Genomic DNA, 17,256 nt, shown 5'->3' with positions numbered 1-17,256 from the left:
CCAAACGCCATGAATAAATTCATCCAGGGCATTATTGCCTTTTCGCTCAAAAACCGGGGCTTCGTGTTCCTGATGACGTTTGCCGTCATTGTGGCCGGGGTGATGAGCTACCGGAATACGCCCATCGAGGCCTTCCCCGACGTTACCAACACCGAAATTACCATCATCACGCAGTGGCCCGGCCGCTCGGCCGAGGAGATTGAGAAGTTCGTGACGGCCCCCATCGAAATTGCGCTGAACCCGGTGCAGAAGAAAACCAGCATCCGCTCGACCACGCTGTTTGGGTTGTCGGTGGTGAAGGTGATTTTCGATGACGGCGTAGACGACGCCTTTGCCCGGGTGCAGGTGAACAACCTGCTCAGCCAGGCCGACCTGCCCGAAGGCGCCGACCCCGACGTGCAGCCGCCCTACGGCCCCACCGGCGAGATTTTCCGCTACACCCTTAAGAGCAAGGACAAAACCACCCGCGAGCTGAAAACCCTGCAGGACTGGGTGGTGGAGCGCAACCTGAAAGCCGTACCCGGCGTGGCCGACGTGAACAGCTTCGGCGGTGAGGTGAAGGACTACGAAATCAGTGTGAACCCCGGCAAGCTTCAGGACCTGGGCCTCACCCCTTTGGACCTCTACAACGCCATCCAGCGCAGCAACATCAACGTGGGCGGCGACGTGATAAATGAGGGCCAGCAGAACTACGTGGTGCGCGGCATTGGTCTGCTCAACAACATCGGGGATATCAACAACACCGTCATCAAGAACGTGAACGGGGCGCCCATCCTGGTAAAGGACGTGGCCATCGTGCATGAATCGGCGTTGCCAAAGCTGGGCAAGGTAGGCCGGGGCTTGAACGACGATGTGCTGGAAGGCATTGTGGTAATGCGCAAGGGCGAAAACCCCTCCGAAGTCATTGCCCGCCTCAAAGACAAAGTGGCCGACCTGAACGAGAAGATTCTGCCCTCCGACGTGAAGATTCAGACCTTCTACGACCGGCAGCAGCTCATCGACTTCAGCACCGAAACCGTGATTCACAACCTGCTGGAAGGCATTATTCTGGTCACGGTTATCGTGTTCGTGTTCATGGCCGACTGGCGCACCACCATCATCGTGTCGGTGATTATTCCGCTGGCCTTGCTGTTTGCCTTCATCTGTCTGCGGCTGAAGGGCATGTCGGCCAACCTGCTCAGCATGGGGGCCATTGACTTCGGGATTATCATCGACGGGGCCGTGGTGATGGTGGAAGGGCTCTTCGTGGCCCTCGACCACAAGGCCCATAAGATGGGCATGGAGCGCTTCAACAAGCTGGCCAAGCTGGGCCTCATCAAGAAAACCGGCCGCGACATGGGCAAGGCCATTTTCTTCTCCAAGGCCATCATCATCACCGCGTTGCTGCCCATTTTCTCCTTCGAGAAGGTGGAAGGCAAGGTGTTCTCGCCCCTGGCCTGGACGCTGGGTTTTGCCCTGCTGGGCGCCCTGATTTTCACGCTCACGCTGGTGCCGGTGCTTACTTCGCTGCTGCTCAAAAAGAACGTGGTGGAGAAGGATAACTTCTTCGTGCGGGGCATCAACCGCGGGGCTGATCGGTTTTTTTCCTTCACCTACGCCCGCAAAACCGCCAGTCTGCTGGTAGCCACCGTGGCTGTGGTGCTGGGCATGGGCGCGTTCCACTTCCTGGGCTCCGAGTTCCTGCCCGAGCTGAACGAAGGCTCCATCTACGTGCGGGCCCAGCTGCCCCTGAGCATCAGCCTCGACGAATCAAACAAGCTCTGCAACGAAATGCGCCGGGTATTCCTGAGTTTCCCGGAGGTGGGCGACGTGGTGAGCCAGACCGGCCGCCCCAACGACGGCACCGACCCCACCGGCTTCTACAACAACGAGTTTCTGGTGCAGCTGAAGCACACCCCCGCGGTGGAGGCCGAAATGAAGCACAAGGACAAGCGCGAAGCCCTGATTGAGCACATGAAGGAAAAGCTCAACCGCTTCCCCGGCGTGGATTTCAACTTCTCCCAGCCCATTACCGACAACGTGGAGGAAGCCGCCTCGGGCGTGAAAGGCTCCATTGCCGTGAAGATTTACGGCACCGACCTGAAGCTGATGGAGGAAAAGGCCCGCCAGGTGTACGGCATCCTCAAAAAGGTAAAGGGCATCGATGACCTGGGCGTGCTCCGCAACATCGGTCAGCCCGAGCTGCACGTGGATTTGGATGAGCAGCGCATGGCCCAGTACGGCGTGAGCAAAGCCGACGCCAACGCGGTGCTGGAAATGGCCGTGGGCGGCAAGCAAGCCTCGCAGATGTACGAGGGCGAGCGGAAATTCCCCATCCGGGTGCGCTACCAGGAGCAATTCCGCCAGACGCCCGAGGAAATTGCCGCCCTCATGGTGCCCACCCAGAACGGCACCACCATTCCCCTCTCCGAAATTGCCACCATTGGCGACGTCAACGGCCCCTCCCTCATCTACCGCGACGATAACCAGCGCTTCGCCGCCGTGAAGTTCAGCATCCGGGGCCGCGACATGGGCAGCACCATCGAGGAGGCCCAGAAAAAAGTAAACGCCGTGGTGAGCCTGCCCAAAGGCTACAGCATGAAGTGGACCGGCGACTTCGAGAACCAGCGCCGTGCCACCCAGCGCCTCACGCAGGTAGTGCCGGTGTCGTTGGCCCTCATCTTCTTCATCCTGTTCATCCTGTTCGGCAACCTAAAAGATGCCGGGCTGGTGCTCCTGAACGTGCCGTTTGCCATCATCGGCGGCATTGCGGCGTTGCTCATCACGCACACCAACTTCAGTATCTCGGCCGGTATCGGGTTCATTGCCCTGTTCGGTATCTGCATCCAGAACGGGGTGATTCTGATATCGGTTTTCAAGCAGAATATGGTGCGCAAACTCAGCCTCGATACCAGCATCCACGAGGGCGTCACCAGCCGCGTCCGGCCCGTGGTGATGACGGCCCTGATGGCCACCATCGGCCTGATGCCCGCCGCCATCAGCACCGGCATCGGCAGTGAAACCTCCAAGCCCCTGGCCATTGTGGTAATTGGCGGCCTCATCACCGGCACCGTCCTCACCCTGTTCATCTTCCCCCTGATTTTCGAGCGGGCCTATCGCGCCCAACACACCCACTACGGCGACGACCCGCAACTGCACCCCGAACGGCAGCAAGCCGTACTGGCCCATTAACCCCACAAAGCAAAACGCCCGGTCATTGACCGGGCGTTTTGTTTGACGTCTGTCATTCCGAGCGTCGCGAGGAATGACAACCTAGATTTATTTCACCGCTACCCCACCCTGCTCCAGCACTTTCTGGAAAAACAGTACGTGGTAAGGCAGCGCGTTTTGCCAGTACTCCCAGGTGTGGGCGCCGGGCCGCTCGGTATAGTCGTGGGGGGTGTGGTTGTACACGAGGCGGCGGTGCACTTCCCGGTTGATTTCGATGAGGAAGTCATCCACGCCGCAGTCAATGATGAGGGGCAGGCCGTTGGTATAGAGCGCATTGGCCATGTTCACGACCGAGTTGGCTGTGTAGATGCTGGAAGTAGGCGTTTCCGGGCCGAGCACTGGCTCAAACAACGCCCGGCGTCCCTTATCTTCTTCAGGGCTCAGCTTACGGTTGGAAATACTCAGATCCAGAGCCCCGCTCATGCTGCCGGCCGCCGCAAACAGCTCCGGATGCCGCCCCGAGAGGTACAGCGCCCCGTGCCCGCCCATGGACAGGCCCGAAATAACCCGCCCTTCCTTGCGCGCCACAGTGCGGTAGGTCTGGTCGATTTTGCCGATAACCTCTTTGGTAATGTAGGTTTCAAACTGACTGGCCTTGTTGACCGGTGAGTCGAGGTAGAAGCTGAACGTTTCACCCTCCGGCATCACAATGATGAGGTTGTACTGGTCGGCGAGGCGGTGGATGAGGGTTTTATCGGGCGTTTTGCTGCTCCAGTCGGAGAAGTGTCCGTAGGCGCCGTGTAGCAGATAGAGCACCGGGTAATTGGCCTTCTTGTTTTTGGCGTAGGAGGCCGGCAGCGCCACGGCGGCGCGGTACGTACGCTGCATGGCGGCGCTGGGAATGTCCAGGGTATCCACCTTGGCGGCCAAGGCGGCGGGGCCCAGCAACAGCAGGAATATTAGGAGGCGAAGAGCGTTTCTCATAGTAATGGAAAAGGAAGTGGGTAACAGAGACGCAGATTTAATAAAGCTCGTTGCGAATATCCCATTTACAGACCAGAAACACCCGGTTAGTTAGTGCAGCTCAACATGGCAACGTGAATACGCGTCTCTACTACTACGTTTCACCCTTGATGTACCCGTTATGCCATCTTCCGCTACTACCGCCTGGCCGGAGCTGCCCGTAGCCGCCTGGGCCGACACCCTCGCCACCCTGCACATGTACTCGCAGATTGTGGGTAAAATCCGGCTGGCTACCACGCCGCTGGTTAATCATTGGTGGAACGTACCACTCTACGTTACCGCCCGGGGCCTCACTACCTCCGCCATGCCTTATCAGGAGCGAAACTTCCAGATTGATTTCGACTTCCTGGACCACCAGCTCATCATCCGGTGCAGCGACGGGGCCGAGCGGCGGTTGGCGCTGGAGCCTCGTTCGGTGGCGGCGTTTTATCAGGAAGTACTCAGCTTGCTGCAGGAGCTGGGTATTACGGTGCGCATCTGGCCGGTGCCGGTGGAAATTGAACACCCTATTCCCTTTGCGGACGACGAGCAGCATGCCAGCTATGATGCGGAGGCGGCTCAACGGTTCTGGCGCAGCCTTACGCTTATAGCGCCGGTGCTGGAGCAGTTCCGAGCCGATTTTATTGGCAAGTGCAGCCCCGTACATTTCTTCTGGGGCTCGTTTGATCTGGCCGTTACGCGCTTTTCCGGCCGGCTGGCCCCACCCCGGGAAGGGGCAGATTCGATTACCCGCGAAGCCTACTCCCACGAGGTAATCAGCCACGGGTTCTGGCCCGGAGGCAACGGGCAGGAAGCGGCCTTTTACGCCTATACTGCCCCGGCTCCGGCTGGCTTTGCCGAGGCACAGGTGCAGCCGGCCGCGGCCTACTACAGTCAGGAACTCGGCGAATTTCTGTTACCCTACGAAGCTGTGCGCACTGCCCCCGACCCCGCTGCCACGCTCCGCGAGTTTCTGCAAAGTACCTACGAGGCCGGAGCCAACCTGGCACACTGGAAACGGGCGGAGTTGGAGCGCCACTAGCCCGCAAGAAGGAGCCCGCCGGACTGCCAGTAGGCAACTACCAAGGTCACCACTGCATCTGTGCCGAAAAGTTTGCAACTAGCAGTCCGATTTCACTTCCCCATTACCCGTAGCTATGACCAAAGCTTTCCTGCTGAGCCTGGGCCTGCTGGCCGCCGCCCCCACCCTGGCCCAGCAAGCCGCCCCCGCCGACACGGCCGCCCTGAAGATGTACCGCGAATCGGCCCGCAAAATCAACGCCCTGGTACACACCAAACTCGATGTACGCTTCGACTACGCCAAGCGCCAGCTCATGGGCAAGGAGTGGGTGACGCTGCAGCCCGTGGGCTACGCCACCGACTCGCTGCGCCTCGACGCCAAGGGCATGGATATTAAATCGGTGACCTTGGTGGACGGCTCGAATACCAAGACGCTGAAGTACCGCTACGACAACCAGCAGCTGGACATCGACCTCGACAAAGCCTACCTGCCCGGCCAGCAGTACACCGTGTACCTGGAGTACGTGGCCAAGCCCGACGAGCTGAAAGTGAAAGGCTCGGCTGCCATCAACGATGCCAAGGGCCTCTACTTCATCAACCCCGACAGCACCGAGGCCGGCAAGCCCCGCCAGATCTGGACGCAGGGCGAGACGGAGGCTTCCTCGGCCTGGTTTCCCACCATCGACAAGCCCAACCAGAAAACCACCGCCGAAATCAGCCTGACGGTGCCCGCCCGCTACGTAACGCTGAGCAACGGGGCCCTCACCAGCCAGAAAAACAACGCCGACGGCACCCGCACCGACACCTGGAAGCAGGAGTTGCCCCACTCGCCCTACCTGTTCATGATGGCCGTGGGCGACTTCAAAATCACGAAGGATACGTGGCGCGGCAAGGAAGTGAGCTACTACCTGGAGCCCAAATACGCCCCCTACGCCAAGCAGATTTTCGGCAACACGCCCGAAATGATGGAGTTCTTCTCGCGCCGTCTGGGCGTGGACTACGCCTGGAACAAGTACGCCCAGGTAGTGGTGCGCGACTACGTGAGCGGGGCCATGGAAAACACCTCGGCCACCCTGCACGGCGAGTTTGTGCAGAAAACCCCGCGCGAGGCGCTGGATGCCGAGTACGCCAACGGCGAGTCGGTTATTGCCCACGAGCTGTTCCACCAGTGGTTCGGCGACCTGGTAACGGCCGAAAGCTGGAGCAACCTGACGGTAAACGAGTCGTTTGCCGACTTCTCGGAGGCGCTCTGGGCCGAGTACAAGTACGGCCAGGACGCCGGCGACGCCCACGCCTACCAGAACATGCGCAACTACCTGCGCAGCCCCCGCGACGCCCAGAAGCAGCTCGTGCGCTTCCACTACGCCGACAAGGAGGACATGTTTGACCTGGTGAGCTACCAGAAGGGCGGCCAGATTCTGAACATGCTGCGCAGCTACCTCACCGACGACGTGTTCTTCGCCGGCCTGAAAAAGTACCTCACCGATAACAAGTTCGGCAACGGCGAGGCCCACCAGCTGCGCCTGGCCATGGAGGCCGTATCGGGGCAAGACCTCAACTGGTTCTTCAACCAGTGGTACTTCGGCGCGGGCCACCCCGTGGTAACCATTGATTACGGCTACGATGCCAGTGCCAAGCAGCAGACGGTTACCATCAAGCAAACCCAGCCCGGCACCGTGTTCCAGCTGCCCATTGCGGTGGATGTGTACGTGAACGGCAAGCCGGAGCGCCACCAGGTGTGGATGCGCCAGCGTGCCGAAACCTTCCGCTTTGCCGCCGCCAGCAAGCCCAGCCTGGTGAACGTGGACGCCGAAAAGGTGCTGCTGTGGCAAAAAACCGACAACAAGCCGTTTGCCGATTTCGCCTACCAGTTCAAGAACGCCCCCCGTTACGTAGACCGGCGCGAGGCCATTGCCGCCGCCGCCGCCCTGCCCCCTACCGATGCCGCCGCCCGCCAGGTGCTGCTGGCTGGCCTCACTGATAAGGCCACCGGCATCCGGATGTCATCCATTGCTGCCCTGAAGCTCGATGACAAGGCTGTGCAGAAAGCTGCCGCTCCAGCCCTGCGCAAGCAGTTGGCTCAGGAGAAAAACACCAACGTGCAGGCTGCTCTGTTGGGTGCACTGGCGAAGGTGAAGGACAAGAAGGATGAAAAGCTGTTCCTCAAGTCACTCGAAAGCCAGTCGTACGCGGTGGAAGGCGCGGCTCTGCAAGGCTTAGCCGAGGTGCAGCCCAAAGCAGCCCTGACCCGCGCGAAGTCGCTGGAAGCTACCAAGAACGGCACGGTAGCCGCCGCCGTGGCCAGCGTGTACGCCGAGCAGGGCGACGCCAGCAACTGGCCCTTTGTGCGCCAGCAGTTTGATGCCGCTGGCCCGCAGGGCAAGTTCCAGATGCTGGAGAGCGTAGCTGATTTCATGGCCCGCCTCAACGATGCTACCGTGGTGAATGAAGGGGCTGAGCGCCTGCAGAAGCTGGGTGTGCAATACAAGCGCTACGGCGTGGATGAGCCCATCCTGCAAATGCTAACCAAGGCCAAGCAGGGTAAGCCCGCCGACCAGCAGGCCGTGCTGGATGCTGCCATGGAGGCTATCAAGAAAGCGGAATAGAATAGAACTTTCCCGCTAAAAGTAAAAAAGACCGAAGCCTGCTTCGGTCTTTTTTGTGCTGCATAAATTCCTCAAATCTGGTGACTTAAGGCACTGTTCAGTAGAAAATTGGGCAACGCATTTTGCCGGGCAAGGTTACATCTTCTTCAAAAAATCGAACTTTTAAAAGAGACCGGGCGTCGATAAGACATGCGTACGACCACTCTGCTGACCGCCGGAGCCCTGCTGCTTGCTGGCCCGGCCCGCACCCTGGCCCAGACCACCGACCCCAACCTCAACAACGGCGACTCGCCCTTTGTGCGGCTGATTCGCCCGGACCGCCCGGGGCAAACTATCACCACCAACATGCTGTACCCGGGCCAGTTCCAGCTGGAAACCGGCCTGAACCGCTACGATGCGGGCAGCAGCGTGGGCTACGCCGGCCGCTCGGCCTGGGGCAGTACCCTGCGGGTGGGTTTTTTCAACCACATTGAGCTGCGCGCCACCCAGAACTATCTGCTCACGCCGGCGGTGCGGCCTTCATCTATTGAAGGCGCGCCGGCTACCTACACCGGTCCGGCCGGGTTTGCCCCGCTGAATGTGGGCGCTAAGTTTCTGGCCTCCACCGTGCAGAATGCTCGCTCCCAGGTGGTGGTGCTGTTCGATATGAATCTGCGTAACGGCGACGCCAGCTTCCCCGACAAACAATTTGAGCCCGGCGCGCGCCTGCTAGTGTCGCAGCAGTTGGGGCAGCGGTTTGGGTTGGAAGGTAACTTCGGCTTCCGGCAGCGCGGCTTCAAGGCTGAGGGCACCAAGCAGGGCCAATACCTGACTACCCTGGCGCTCAACGGCCCTATTGGCTCCTCGCCCCACCTTGGGTTCTTTGCCGAAACCTACGCCACCTGGCAGCGGCAGCAGGGCTGGCGGCCAGGCCTCACCTCCGGTCTGTATTTCCGGCCCGCCGCCGGTGTGCGGTTGGATGTTACGGCTGGCCACGGCCTCACCCCAGCCGCTGGTGGCTTCAACGTGGGCGCCGGCTTGGCATTGCGGGTAGGGAAATAAGCATTATTTCCTCTTCCTAGTATCGAACGTCATGCTGATCCCCGCGAAGCATGACGTTCTGGTGGCAGGCGGCTACTTCAAAAGCAACTCCGCCCTCTGATAAGCTGCCATCAACAAAAGCGCCGACTACCTCTTGGCGGAGAAGTAGTCGGCGCTTTTGTTATTTGCCGGCTTTGCGCACCATACGCACGGTGGCTACGCACCGGAAGCCCAGCCAGTTCTGCGGGGTTTGGTAGGGCTGCCGGTCCTTCAGCGTGAGGCCTTGCACGGACGTTTTAAACGACCCACCTTTGGCCACACCTCGGGCGGCCGTCATTTCGGCCACGTTTCCAACTACATTCTGCAAGCCAAACCCATTGGGCGGACCAATGGTAACGGGCTGCAGGGGAAACTCGCGCTTGGGCGGCGGGCAGCTGAATACTTGGTTGCTGCCGGCTAAAAAGTAGTTTTCCCGCAGGTTATAAGGCAGCTCGTAGGCGGTTTCGGTGGCTGGGTGCGCCAGTTGCTGGGCATCCAGGCAAGCCACCAAATCCTCCGATTCGTTGAGCTTCATGGGTTTGGGCTTGCGTACTGAGCGGGTTTGCACCAACTCAAAAGGCCGTGGCCCCGCCGGCAAGCCACCTGCGGCGGCTTGCTCCCATTCCGCCTCCGTAGGCAGACGGTATTCCACCGTCACGTCGTAGTCGCGGAGCTCGGGGTGCTGCTTCCGAAACTCGGAGCCTTGGAAGTAGCTGCGGTTTACCACCGCGCTGCGCCAGCGGCAGTAGGCCCGGGCCTGCTCATGACTAACGCCGGTGGCCGGGTGGTAGCGATAGGCTGGCGCCCGGAAATACGATTGGGGCGGGGCCGTTTGCTCAGGGTCGGGCACGGGCTGCCAGCCGGTAGAGTCGGGCAGTTGCGCGCGGTATATAGCCGCTGAAGAGTCTCGCCGGATGAAATGCAGGTACTCCAACCAATGAATATTGGCCACCTCGGTTTCATCCATAAACAGGTTGGTTCCTACCCGAGCCGTACCTGGGGGCTCCGGCAGCGCCGGACTACCACCCGCGCTATTTTGCGCCATCAATTCCACCGGATACAGGGCAACAGCTACCAGGCTGCCAATCAGAAATTTGTTGTTCATACGCTACACCTGAGCCGCACCGCCGTGGGCAGCTTCCCGCAAGATACCACACGCCGGGCTTTCGGGCAGTACGAGCCAGCCGGCCCGAGTGGCTACCCTATTGCGGCGAAAATTGCGCGCCGCACGTACTGTCTGTAAGGCATTTGTTCAGTAGCACGTATGTGGGTCGTATTTTCTTTACTGGCCGCCCTATCGGCCGCAATTGTGGTAACGCTTTCTAAGGTAGGCGTCAAGAACACAGAATCCAGCGTAGCCTTCGCCATTCAGTCGGTGCTGATTGTGGCGGTGGCGTGGAGCGTGGTAGCCTGGCAAGGCCACTTGGGGCAGGTAGCCGAAATTGACCGGCGCACCTGGGTGTTTCTGATAGCCGCCGGCATCATCACCTGCCTTTCCTCGCTGTTTTCCTTTCAGGCACTCAAGCTGGGGCAGGCCTCGCGCACCTCCTCATTCGATAAGATTTCGCTGGTTTTCTCCATTCTGCTGGCCGTATTCTTTCTGAAGGAGAAAATTACCTGGCAGGTCATTCTGGGGGCTACTCTAATGGCCGGTGGGGCTTTGCTGATTGCCTTCACCCGGGAGAGTACCTAGGCTACAACCTCAACAACTCGTGGTTGACGAACGCCCCTGCCCGGTTGCCCGCGGCCACGGCATTAGCTACCGAGCGCATGGGGGTAGTGGCATCACCAGCGGCATACACCCCCGGCACGGAAGTTTTCTGCCAGTCATCCACCTCCAGGTGACCGGCTGGAGTAAGTTGGCAACCCAACTGCGCTGACAGCGCACTGTGCTGCCGGAAGGGGACGTGCGTGAACAGGGCCGTTAAGGGGAACTCCGTACCATTGGCCAATTTCAAGCCGCGCATGTACCCGTGCGTGTGCTGCACGGCTAGCACGGGAGCTTCTTCGATGGCAATTTTCTGCTGCTGTAACTGCTGCACCTGCGTTTCGGTGAGGGTGGCGGGCCCATTGGTGAACAGGGTGAGGTTCGGCGTCCAGTTGCGGATGAGGCGAGCCTGCATAAAGCCGGCGTCGCCGTTGTTGAGCACACCCAGCGGCTGGCCGTGCACCTCGTAGCCGTGGCAGTACGGGCAGTGCAGCACCGAAATTCCCCAGCATTCGGTCAGCCCCGGCAACTCCGGCAGCAAATCCTCAATGCCCGTGGCCAAAATCATTTTCTGAGCCACAAACTGCTGGCCATCAACAGTACCAACAGCAAAGCCCGACGGCGTGGCTTTGGCCGTCATGGCTTCGGCGGCTATTATTTGCACCGTGGGGTACCGCAGCACCTGCTCCAGCGCCCGCGCCCGGATAGCAGCGGGCGTCTGGCCATCCTGCGTTAGGAAGTTGTGCGAATGAGGCGTTTGGCGGTTGCAGGGCCGGCCACTGTCCAGCACCACCACGCGGCGCAACGCCCGCCCAAGAGCCATGGCTGCGGCTAGCCCGGCGTAGCTGCCGCCAATAATCAACACATCGGTTTCCTGTGCATGCGTCATAGTTGCTGGCTAAGTAGAGTATCCCGCAGAACTAGCTGCGAGGATGGGGTTATCAAACGCACAAAGCTACACAAATGCAACTAAGTTGCATTTGTGTAGCTTTGTTTTGTTACGCTTGCTTCCCTACTCTACCGTCAGCACAATTTTGCCAGCGGCGCGGCCGGTTTCGCTGTAGCGGTGCGCCTCGGCAGTTTCCTGCAGCGGGAAGGTCTTGTCGATGATGACGCGAAGGGTACCAGCCTGAAGCCAGGCCGAAATCAGGGCCAGGTCGGTGCCCCGCTCTTTGGCGAAGAACATGTGGGCCGATTTGGTGCTGAGCGCGGCGGCTAGTTTATCGGTAATCAGCACACTGGGCTCGGGCGTGGTGGTCACGTAGCGGCCGTTGCGGCGCAAAGCGTGCTGGCAGGCTGTGAAGCTACTCTTGCCCACAGCATCGAACACAATATCGTAGTGGCTCCGGTTTTTGGTGAAGTCGTGCTCCTCGTGGTTCAGCACCCGGTCGGCCCCGAGGCTGCGCACCAGCTCCATATTATCGGGGCCGCACACGCCGGTTACCTCCCCGGCTCCCAAGGCTTTGGCAATTTGCACGGCAAAGGTGCCCACCCCGCCCGACGCCCCGTTCACCAGTACCCGGTCGCCGGAAAGCAGTTGGCCATGGTCGTGCAGGGCCTGAAGAGCCGTAAGGGCCGCCAGCGGCACCGCTCCGGCCTCTTCAAAGGAAATTTTTTCGGGAATAAACGCCGCTACTGATTCGGCCAGCAGGGCGTACTCCGCGTTGGCACTGCCTACGCCATCATTGGGCATGCCGTACACCCGGTCGCCCACTTTAAAACGGGTTACGTGGTTGCCCACAGCGGCTACTTCACCGGCTACGTCGCGGCCCGGAATTTTGGGGAAGCGCTGGCCGGTAATCAGCTTCATATCGCCGTTGCGGACTTTCCAGTCGATGGGGTTGATGCTGCTGGCCCGCACCCGCACCAGAACCTGGTCGGATTTAGGCGTGGGCGTGGGCTGTTCGCCGTAGCGCAGTACATCAGCCGGGCCGTATTCGGTGAAATAAATGGCATTCATTCGCTATATACTCAGTTGGTGAGGGAGCTTCTGCCTACGCAGAACCGTTGGGCTTAGGTCCAGTTTGGGCTATGATTTCTTACCCTGCCGCTGGAACAAGCCCAAAGCAAGTGCAAAAACGGGCCACAAAGATGAGCGTACGCCGCCAACTTGCTGCCGATACCAAGCCCTCAGTGGCTGATGCCGGCCGGACAGCCGCACGAACATCCTCGGTTTTCACTGCGAAATACCGCCGCCCGCTGCTTCTGATGTAGACTAACACTCAGTACCTTCGTGGGGAAGTGTGTCTGTTACGTGATTCTATGACCCTACTCTACAAACTACTGTTACTGACGGCTGGTACTACGGCCGCCCACTGCGCGTGGGCCCAGGCTCCCGTGCTACAGGAGATGCTGCCCCGCGCCAATGCCGTGGCGGTACCGCGTACTGGTTCCGTGCAGCTTACGTTTTCGCAGCCCATGAGCGCGCAAGCCGCCTCGCCCGATGCCGTACGGGTGACAAGCCTTTGGCGAAGCCAGGTGCCTGGTACTTTCCAAGGTGCGGGCACGTCCACACTCACCTTCACCCCCACCAAGCCATTCATGGCCGGGGAGCCGCTGCGGGTGAGCGTGTCCGAGCGGGCTACCAGCACGGCCGGCACCGGGCTGGTAGCCGGAGTGGTTACTGGCTTCACGGCCGCTACCAGTCCCAGTTCGGGCCGGTTTCTGGATGAAGACGTGGATGTGGGACTGCAGCCCCGTTGCATGGCCGTGGCCGACCTGAACCACGACGGTAACCCGGACTTTGTAGTCGGCAGCCCGGCAAAGCCCATGCTGGCGGTACGGCTGGGAGACGGGCAGGGCGGCTTTTTGCCACCAGCGGCTGCCGCTACCACCTCCAGTGGCGTAAACAGTCCTCTTGACCTGCAGGTGGCCGACATGAATAGCGACGGGCACCCGGATATTCTGACCATTGACCAGACCTACTCCTACGTGAGCCTAGCCTTTGGCGATGGTAGCGGGCAGTTTAACAATCCGTCGGCGGGCCGTTTCATTGTAGAAAACAACATGCGTGGGCTGGCCGTGGCGGACTTCAACGCCGACGGGAAGCTGGACTTTGCGGTGGGCCTGAGTCGGCTGTCGGCCGTTGCCATCCGCCTCGGCGACGGGAAAGGTACTTTTAGTACGCTACCCAACATCAGCTGCGGGCCGGCACCAGCGGGGCTGGCCGCCGCCGATGTAAACCACGACGGCCGGCCCGACCTGGTGGTGCTCAACAGCAACTTGACCGTTAACACGGCTACGGTGCTGCTGGGCAACGGCGCGGGCGGCTTCACGGCTCTGGCAGCGGTGCCCGTAGCGGCCGGAGCCACCGATGTAGCGCTGAACGATATCAACGCCGACGGCCACCTGGATGCGCTGGTAGTCTGCGCTACTGCCAAAGTCGTGTCGGTACTGCTGGGTGACGGCACTGGCAGCCTGAAGGCCCCTGCGGTACCGGAGATAAAAGTGGGCACAAGCCCACAAGCCATTGCCGTAGCCGATATCAATAGTGATGGCCGCCCCGATTTTGCCGTCAGCAACTCCAGCAGCTCCAGCTTCACGGTTTCGCTGCGCCTGGGCGATGGGGCCGGTGGGTTTCAACCAGCTCCCGTACCGGAGTACCCCACAGGGCTAGGCCCGTACGCCATTGCCCTCACGGACGTGAACCGGGACAGCCAACCCGACTTACTGGCCGGCAATGCGGGTGTGGCCTACGCCAGTACGTCTGTTTCTTATCTGAGCGTATCGGTGCGCTTGGGTGACGGGGCCGGCCGGTTTGTGGTACCGGCCATGCCCCGGGTAGCGCTGGAAAAATACGTGACCAAGATGGCGCTGGGCGACCTGAACAACGACGGCCTGCTGGATATGCTGAGCGTGAACTTTAGTGGCTTTGCCTGCGTGCGGCTTGGAGCCGGCCAGGGCCGGTTTGTAGCTCCTGCGACGCCAAACGCCAGCCTGGTTACCGGCGTGGGACAGTTTCTGGCTTGCCTGGCCCTGGGTGACCTGAACAATGATGGCAACCTGGATTTCATTACGAACAACAGCGTGAACGGCTCCCAGCAGCTGGCCATTTATTTTGGCAACGGGCAAGGTGGCTTTACCAGGCAGTCGGCCACGGAACCCGTTGTGCCCATCGGCTTCGACCCCATGGATATGGTACTCACGGACTTGACCGGGGACGGCAATCTGGACCTGTTAACCTGTAGCCGTAAGAACGGCACCGTTTCCGTGCGCATTGGCAACGGCCGGGGAGGCTTTACCGCCCCAGCGCTGCCCGAAGTGCAAGTGGGTAACGCCCCCATGAGCGTGGCCACCGGCGACTTTAATGGCGACGGGAAAATGGATTTTGCTACCGCCAATTACGAGTCGCTCATGAATGGCAGCGTGTCTATCCGGCTCGGCGACGGCCGGGGTGGGTTCACCAAGCCAACAGTTGCCGAGGTGATACTGGGCGAAAACCAGCCCAACGATATTGCCCTGGGTGACCTGAACAACGATGGCAACCTGGATTTTGCAACTTGCAACGTGGAAGGCCTCAATGCGGCTGGCAACAATATCTCAATACGGCTAGGTGATGGTAAAGGCGGCTTTACCGCTCCGGCTGTGCCCGAAACCAAGGTCCGCCCCGACCCCACCGGCATTGCCTTGGGCGACGTAAATGGCGACGGTAATCTGGATGCCCTGGTTTCGGAGGAGTACGCCAGCCGCTTGTCGGTACGCTTCGGCGACGGCAAAGGCGGACTTACGGTGCCCAAGAACGGGGCTGATATTAATGTGGGCCGCCAGCCATCGGATGCTCTGCTGGGAGATGTAGACAACGATGGTGACCTGGACCTGGTAGTGCCCAACGCGGCGGAAATCAGCGTATCCGTGCGCCTGAACGACCGGTTTACGGGGTCTGTGCTACCGGTGAAGCCAAGTGTCCCGGTAGCTACGGAATCCCGTTTGCGGCTATATCCCAACCCGGCTTCCGCGCACGAACAGGTGCAGGTAGAAGGCGCTGCCTCGGCAACACTACAACTCCTGGATCTGACCGGACGCCTTATCCGCACGCAGCCGGCCCGGCAAGCCCTCCGGACACAGGGCCTTACCCCTGGTATCTATTTGGTTCGGGCTGGCAGTCTGGTTTCACGCCTCGAAATTCGGTGAGTTAGTCTGAACTCATGCTATGAGAAAAGCCCCGGTTTTGTGCCGGGGCTTTTTCCATTTACGCTATTGGAGTTGGTGTGGAATTCCGCTGAGAAAAACCTACGAGGTAATTTCATCCAGCATAGTCCGGCTTTCGTGCACGCCAGTGTATTCAACTACACTAACAACGCCGGCTTTTCCCGGTATACTTTCCACAGAAATTCCCCAAACAGCGTGTTGGCCCAGGCAAACCAGGCCCGCGTGAATTTGCTGGCGTCGTCCTTGTGGAAGGCTTCGTGCATGTAGCCGGTACCGGCGTGGGTGGCACGCAGGCTCTGCACGCAGCTTCGGATTTCGTCGTCCTGCAGGCTGGTGAGGCCGCGCATGGTAATGGCAATGGGCCAAATCATATCCTGCCCCACGTGGGGGCCGCCAATGCCTTCGGCGGCTTTGCCTTTGAAAAAGAACGGGTTGTTTTCGGACAGCAAAAACCGGCGTGTGTTCTGATATATAGGGTCAGAAGCGGGTACTGCGCCCAGGTACGGCAGAGCCAGTAGGCTGGGCACGTTGGCATCGTCCATCAGCACCTGACTCCCGAAACCATCTACCTCATAGGCATAGATGCGGCCGTGTTTTGGGTGGTCGACAATAGCGTACTGGCGCAGGGCGGCTTCTACCTCGTCGGCCAGGGCGGTGAGCTGCTGGGCCGTAGCGGTATCCTGGGCCAATTGGGTGAGCATCTCGGCGGCCTGGCGCAGGCTGGTGACGGCGAAGAAGTTGCTGGGCACCAGGAAGGAATAGAGCGTGGCGTCGTCGCTGGGCCGGAAGGCCGAGCAGATCAGGCCCACCGGGCGCACGGGGTAGCCGTAGCCGTTCATGGGCTGGGTATCGGTGGCCTTGGCCGTTTCGCGCTGGAATTTGTAGGGGCCCAAATCTGCTTTGCGCTGCTGCTCCCGGAAGGTCTGCAGCACCAGCTTGATAGCCTGCTGCCAAGTGGCATCGAAGGGTCCGGTATCATGTGTGGCTTTCCAGTAGTGGTAGGCCAGCCGGATGGGGTAACACAGCGAGTCAATTTCCCATTTCCGCTCGTGCACGCCGGGCTGCATGGCGGTCAGGTCCGACTTCCACTCCCCCACCCGCGTATTGTCGCCATAAAATGCGTTGGCGTAGGGGTCTTTCAGAATGCAGCGGGTTTGGCGGTTGATAACGCCCGCCACCAGCTGCCGCAGCTCCGCATCCTTATTTACCAGTTGCAAGTAGGGCCACACCTGGGCCGAGGAGTCGCGCAGCCACATGGCATCAATGTCGCCGGTGATGACGTAGGTATCCGGCCGGCCTTCGCGCAGGGCGTAGGTCACAGTAGTATCCAGGGTACTGGGGAAGCAGTTGCCGAACAGCCAGCCCAGTTCCTGATTGGGCACCTTCTTCTGAAACTCCCTGATGGCCGCCTCCACCGCGCGGCTCCGGAACCGCCGCTTCGCCTCAGCAGGTCGCACCACCGGAAAATTCGGGGTCATGGCCAGCAAGGAAGTTGGGTGCAGCAGCGCGCCACCAGAAAGCAGCGTAAGTCCCTGAAGAAAGTGGCGGCGGTTCATAGTGGTG

General features: G+C 60.3%; 11 protein-coding genes. 6 read left to right on the top strand and 5 right to left on the bottom strand.

Translation table 11 applies throughout. The features are described from left to right. Positions 1-9 precede the first annotated feature (9 nt). On the top strand, positions 10-3,171 hold the full coding sequence (locus LF252_RS03040) for an efflux RND transporter permease subunit (RefSeq protein WP_226267326.1): 3,162 nt from the start codon (positions 10-12) through the stop codon (positions 3,169-3,171). Between the two features lie 87 nt (positions 3,172-3,258). Here the strand turns inward: LF252_RS03040 and LF252_RS03035 are convergent, their stop codons facing one another. Further along, positions 3,259-4,134 (bottom strand): alpha/beta hydrolase, encoded by an 876-nt coding sequence (locus LF252_RS03035; RefSeq protein ID WP_226267323.1) that lies wholly within the window; start codon positions 4,132-4,134, stop codon positions 3,259-3,261. Between the two features lie 160 nt (positions 4,135-4,294). Here LF252_RS03035 and LF252_RS03030 point away from each other — a divergent pair, with 160 nt between their 5' ends. The 3 genes from LF252_RS03030 to LF252_RS03020 all read left to right on the top strand — a co-directional run bounded on the left by LF252_RS03030 (position 4,295) and on the right by LF252_RS03020 (position 8,819). After that, on the top strand, positions 4,295-5,194 hold the full coding sequence (locus LF252_RS03030) for a DUF5996 family protein (protein WP_226267321.1): 900 nt from the start codon (positions 4,295-4,297) through the stop codon (positions 5,192-5,194). A 115-nt stretch (positions 5,195-5,309) separates the two neighbouring features. Then, positions 5,310-7,778 carry a M1 family metallopeptidase gene (locus LF252_RS03025; RefSeq protein ID WP_226267319.1) on the top strand — a complete coding sequence of 823 codons (2,469 nt, stop codon included), beginning with the start codon at positions 5,310-5,312 and terminating at the stop codon, positions 7,776-7,778. Positions 7,779-7,967: 189 nt separating this feature from the next. Further along, on the top strand, positions 7,968-8,819 hold the full coding sequence (locus LF252_RS03020; protein WP_226267317.1) for a transporter: 852 nt from the start codon (positions 7,968-7,970) through the stop codon (positions 8,817-8,819). A 160-nt stretch (positions 8,820-8,979) separates the two neighbouring features. Here the strand turns inward: LF252_RS03020 and LF252_RS03015 are convergent, their stop codons facing one another. Further along, positions 8,980-9,942 (bottom strand): formylglycine-generating enzyme family protein, encoded by a 963-nt coding sequence (locus LF252_RS03015; RefSeq protein ID WP_226267315.1) that lies wholly within the window; start codon positions 9,940-9,942, stop codon positions 8,980-8,982. A gap of 159 nt (positions 9,943-10,101) precedes the next feature. Here LF252_RS03015 and LF252_RS03010 point away from each other — a divergent pair, with 159 nt between their 5' ends. Further along, positions 10,102-10,530 carry an EamA family transporter gene (locus tag LF252_RS03010; RefSeq protein WP_226267313.1) on the top strand — a complete coding sequence of 143 codons (429 nt, stop codon included), beginning with the start codon at positions 10,102-10,104 and terminating at the stop codon, positions 10,528-10,530. Position 10,531: 1 nt separating this feature from the next. Here LF252_RS03010 and LF252_RS03005 read toward each other — a convergent pair whose 3' ends face one another. Both LF252_RS03005 and LF252_RS03000 read right to left on the bottom strand, forming a co-directional pair. Beyond that, positions 10,532-11,434 carry an NAD(P)/FAD-dependent oxidoreductase gene (locus tag LF252_RS03005; protein ID WP_226267311.1) on the bottom strand — a complete coding sequence of 301 codons (903 nt, stop codon included), beginning with the start codon at positions 11,432-11,434 and terminating at the stop codon, positions 10,532-10,534. 123 nt (positions 11,435-11,557) lie between these two features. Further along, positions 11,558-12,505, bottom strand: a complete 948-nt coding sequence (locus LF252_RS03000) for an NAD(P)-dependent alcohol dehydrogenase (RefSeq protein WP_226267309.1) — start codon at positions 12,503-12,505, stop codon at positions 11,558-11,560. Positions 12,506-12,807: 302 nt separating this feature from the next. Here LF252_RS03000 and LF252_RS02995 point away from each other — a divergent pair, with 302 nt between their 5' ends. Further along, a complete protein-coding gene (locus tag LF252_RS02995; RefSeq protein ID WP_226267308.1) occupies positions 12,808-15,675 on the top strand; it encodes an FG-GAP-like repeat-containing protein in 2,868 nt (955 codons plus the stop codon). Positions 15,676-15,830: 155 nt separating this feature from the next. Here LF252_RS02995 and LF252_RS02990 read toward each other — a convergent pair whose 3' ends face one another. Next, positions 15,831-17,249 (bottom strand): glycoside hydrolase family 125 protein, encoded by a 1,419-nt coding sequence (locus LF252_RS02990; protein WP_226267297.1) that lies wholly within the window; start codon positions 17,247-17,249, stop codon positions 15,831-15,833. Positions 17,250-17,256 lie beyond the last annotated feature (7 nt).

The organism is Hymenobacter pini, from assembly GCF_020421205.1.
GTDB classification, from domain to species: Bacteria; Bacteroidota; Bacteroidia; order Cytophagales; family Hymenobacteraceae; genus Hymenobacter; species Hymenobacter pini.
Note: the sequence above shows the minus strand (reverse complement) of the source record. Positions and strands in the feature narration are given on the sequence as shown.

What these genes read in the sequence shown, in the direction of transcription:
- LF252_RS03005 (WP_226267311.1), bottom strand. Translation starts at nt 11,434, where the DNA reads ATGACGCATGCACAGGAAACCGATGTGTTGATTATTGGCGGCAGCTAC.
- LF252_RS03000 (WP_226267309.1), bottom strand. Translation starts at nt 12,505, where the DNA reads ATGAATGCCATTTATTTCACCGAATACGGCCCGGCTGATGTACTGCGC.
- LF252_RS03020 (WP_226267317.1), top strand. Translation starts at nt 7,968, where the DNA reads ATGCGTACGACCACTCTGCTGACCGCCGGAGCCCTGCTGCTTGCTGGC.
- LF252_RS02990 (WP_226267297.1), bottom strand. Translation starts at nt 17,249, where the DNA reads ATGAACCGCCGCCACTTTCTTCAGGGACTTACGCTGCTTTCTGGTGGC.
- LF252_RS03035 (WP_226267323.1), bottom strand. Translation starts at nt 4,134, where the DNA reads ATGAGAAACGCTCTTCGCCTCCTAATATTCCTGCTGTTGCTGGGCCCC.
- LF252_RS03010 (WP_226267313.1), top strand. Translation starts at nt 10,102, where the DNA reads ATGTGGGTCGTATTTTCTTTACTGGCCGCCCTATCGGCCGCAATTGTG.
- LF252_RS03040 (WP_226267326.1), top strand. Translation starts at nt 10, where the DNA reads ATGAATAAATTCATCCAGGGCATTATTGCCTTTTCGCTCAAAAACCGG.
- LF252_RS02995 (WP_226267308.1), top strand. Translation starts at nt 12,808, where the DNA reads ATGACCCTACTCTACAAACTACTGTTACTGACGGCTGGTACTACGGCC.
- LF252_RS03025 (WP_226267319.1), top strand. Translation starts at nt 5,310, where the DNA reads ATGACCAAAGCTTTCCTGCTGAGCCTGGGCCTGCTGGCCGCCGCCCCC.
- LF252_RS03015 (WP_226267315.1), bottom strand. Translation starts at nt 9,942, where the DNA reads ATGAACAACAAATTTCTGATTGGCAGCCTGGTAGCTGTTGCCCTGTAT.
- LF252_RS03030 (WP_226267321.1), top strand. Translation starts at nt 4,295, where the DNA reads ATGCCATCTTCCGCTACTACCGCCTGGCCGGAGCTGCCCGTAGCCGCC.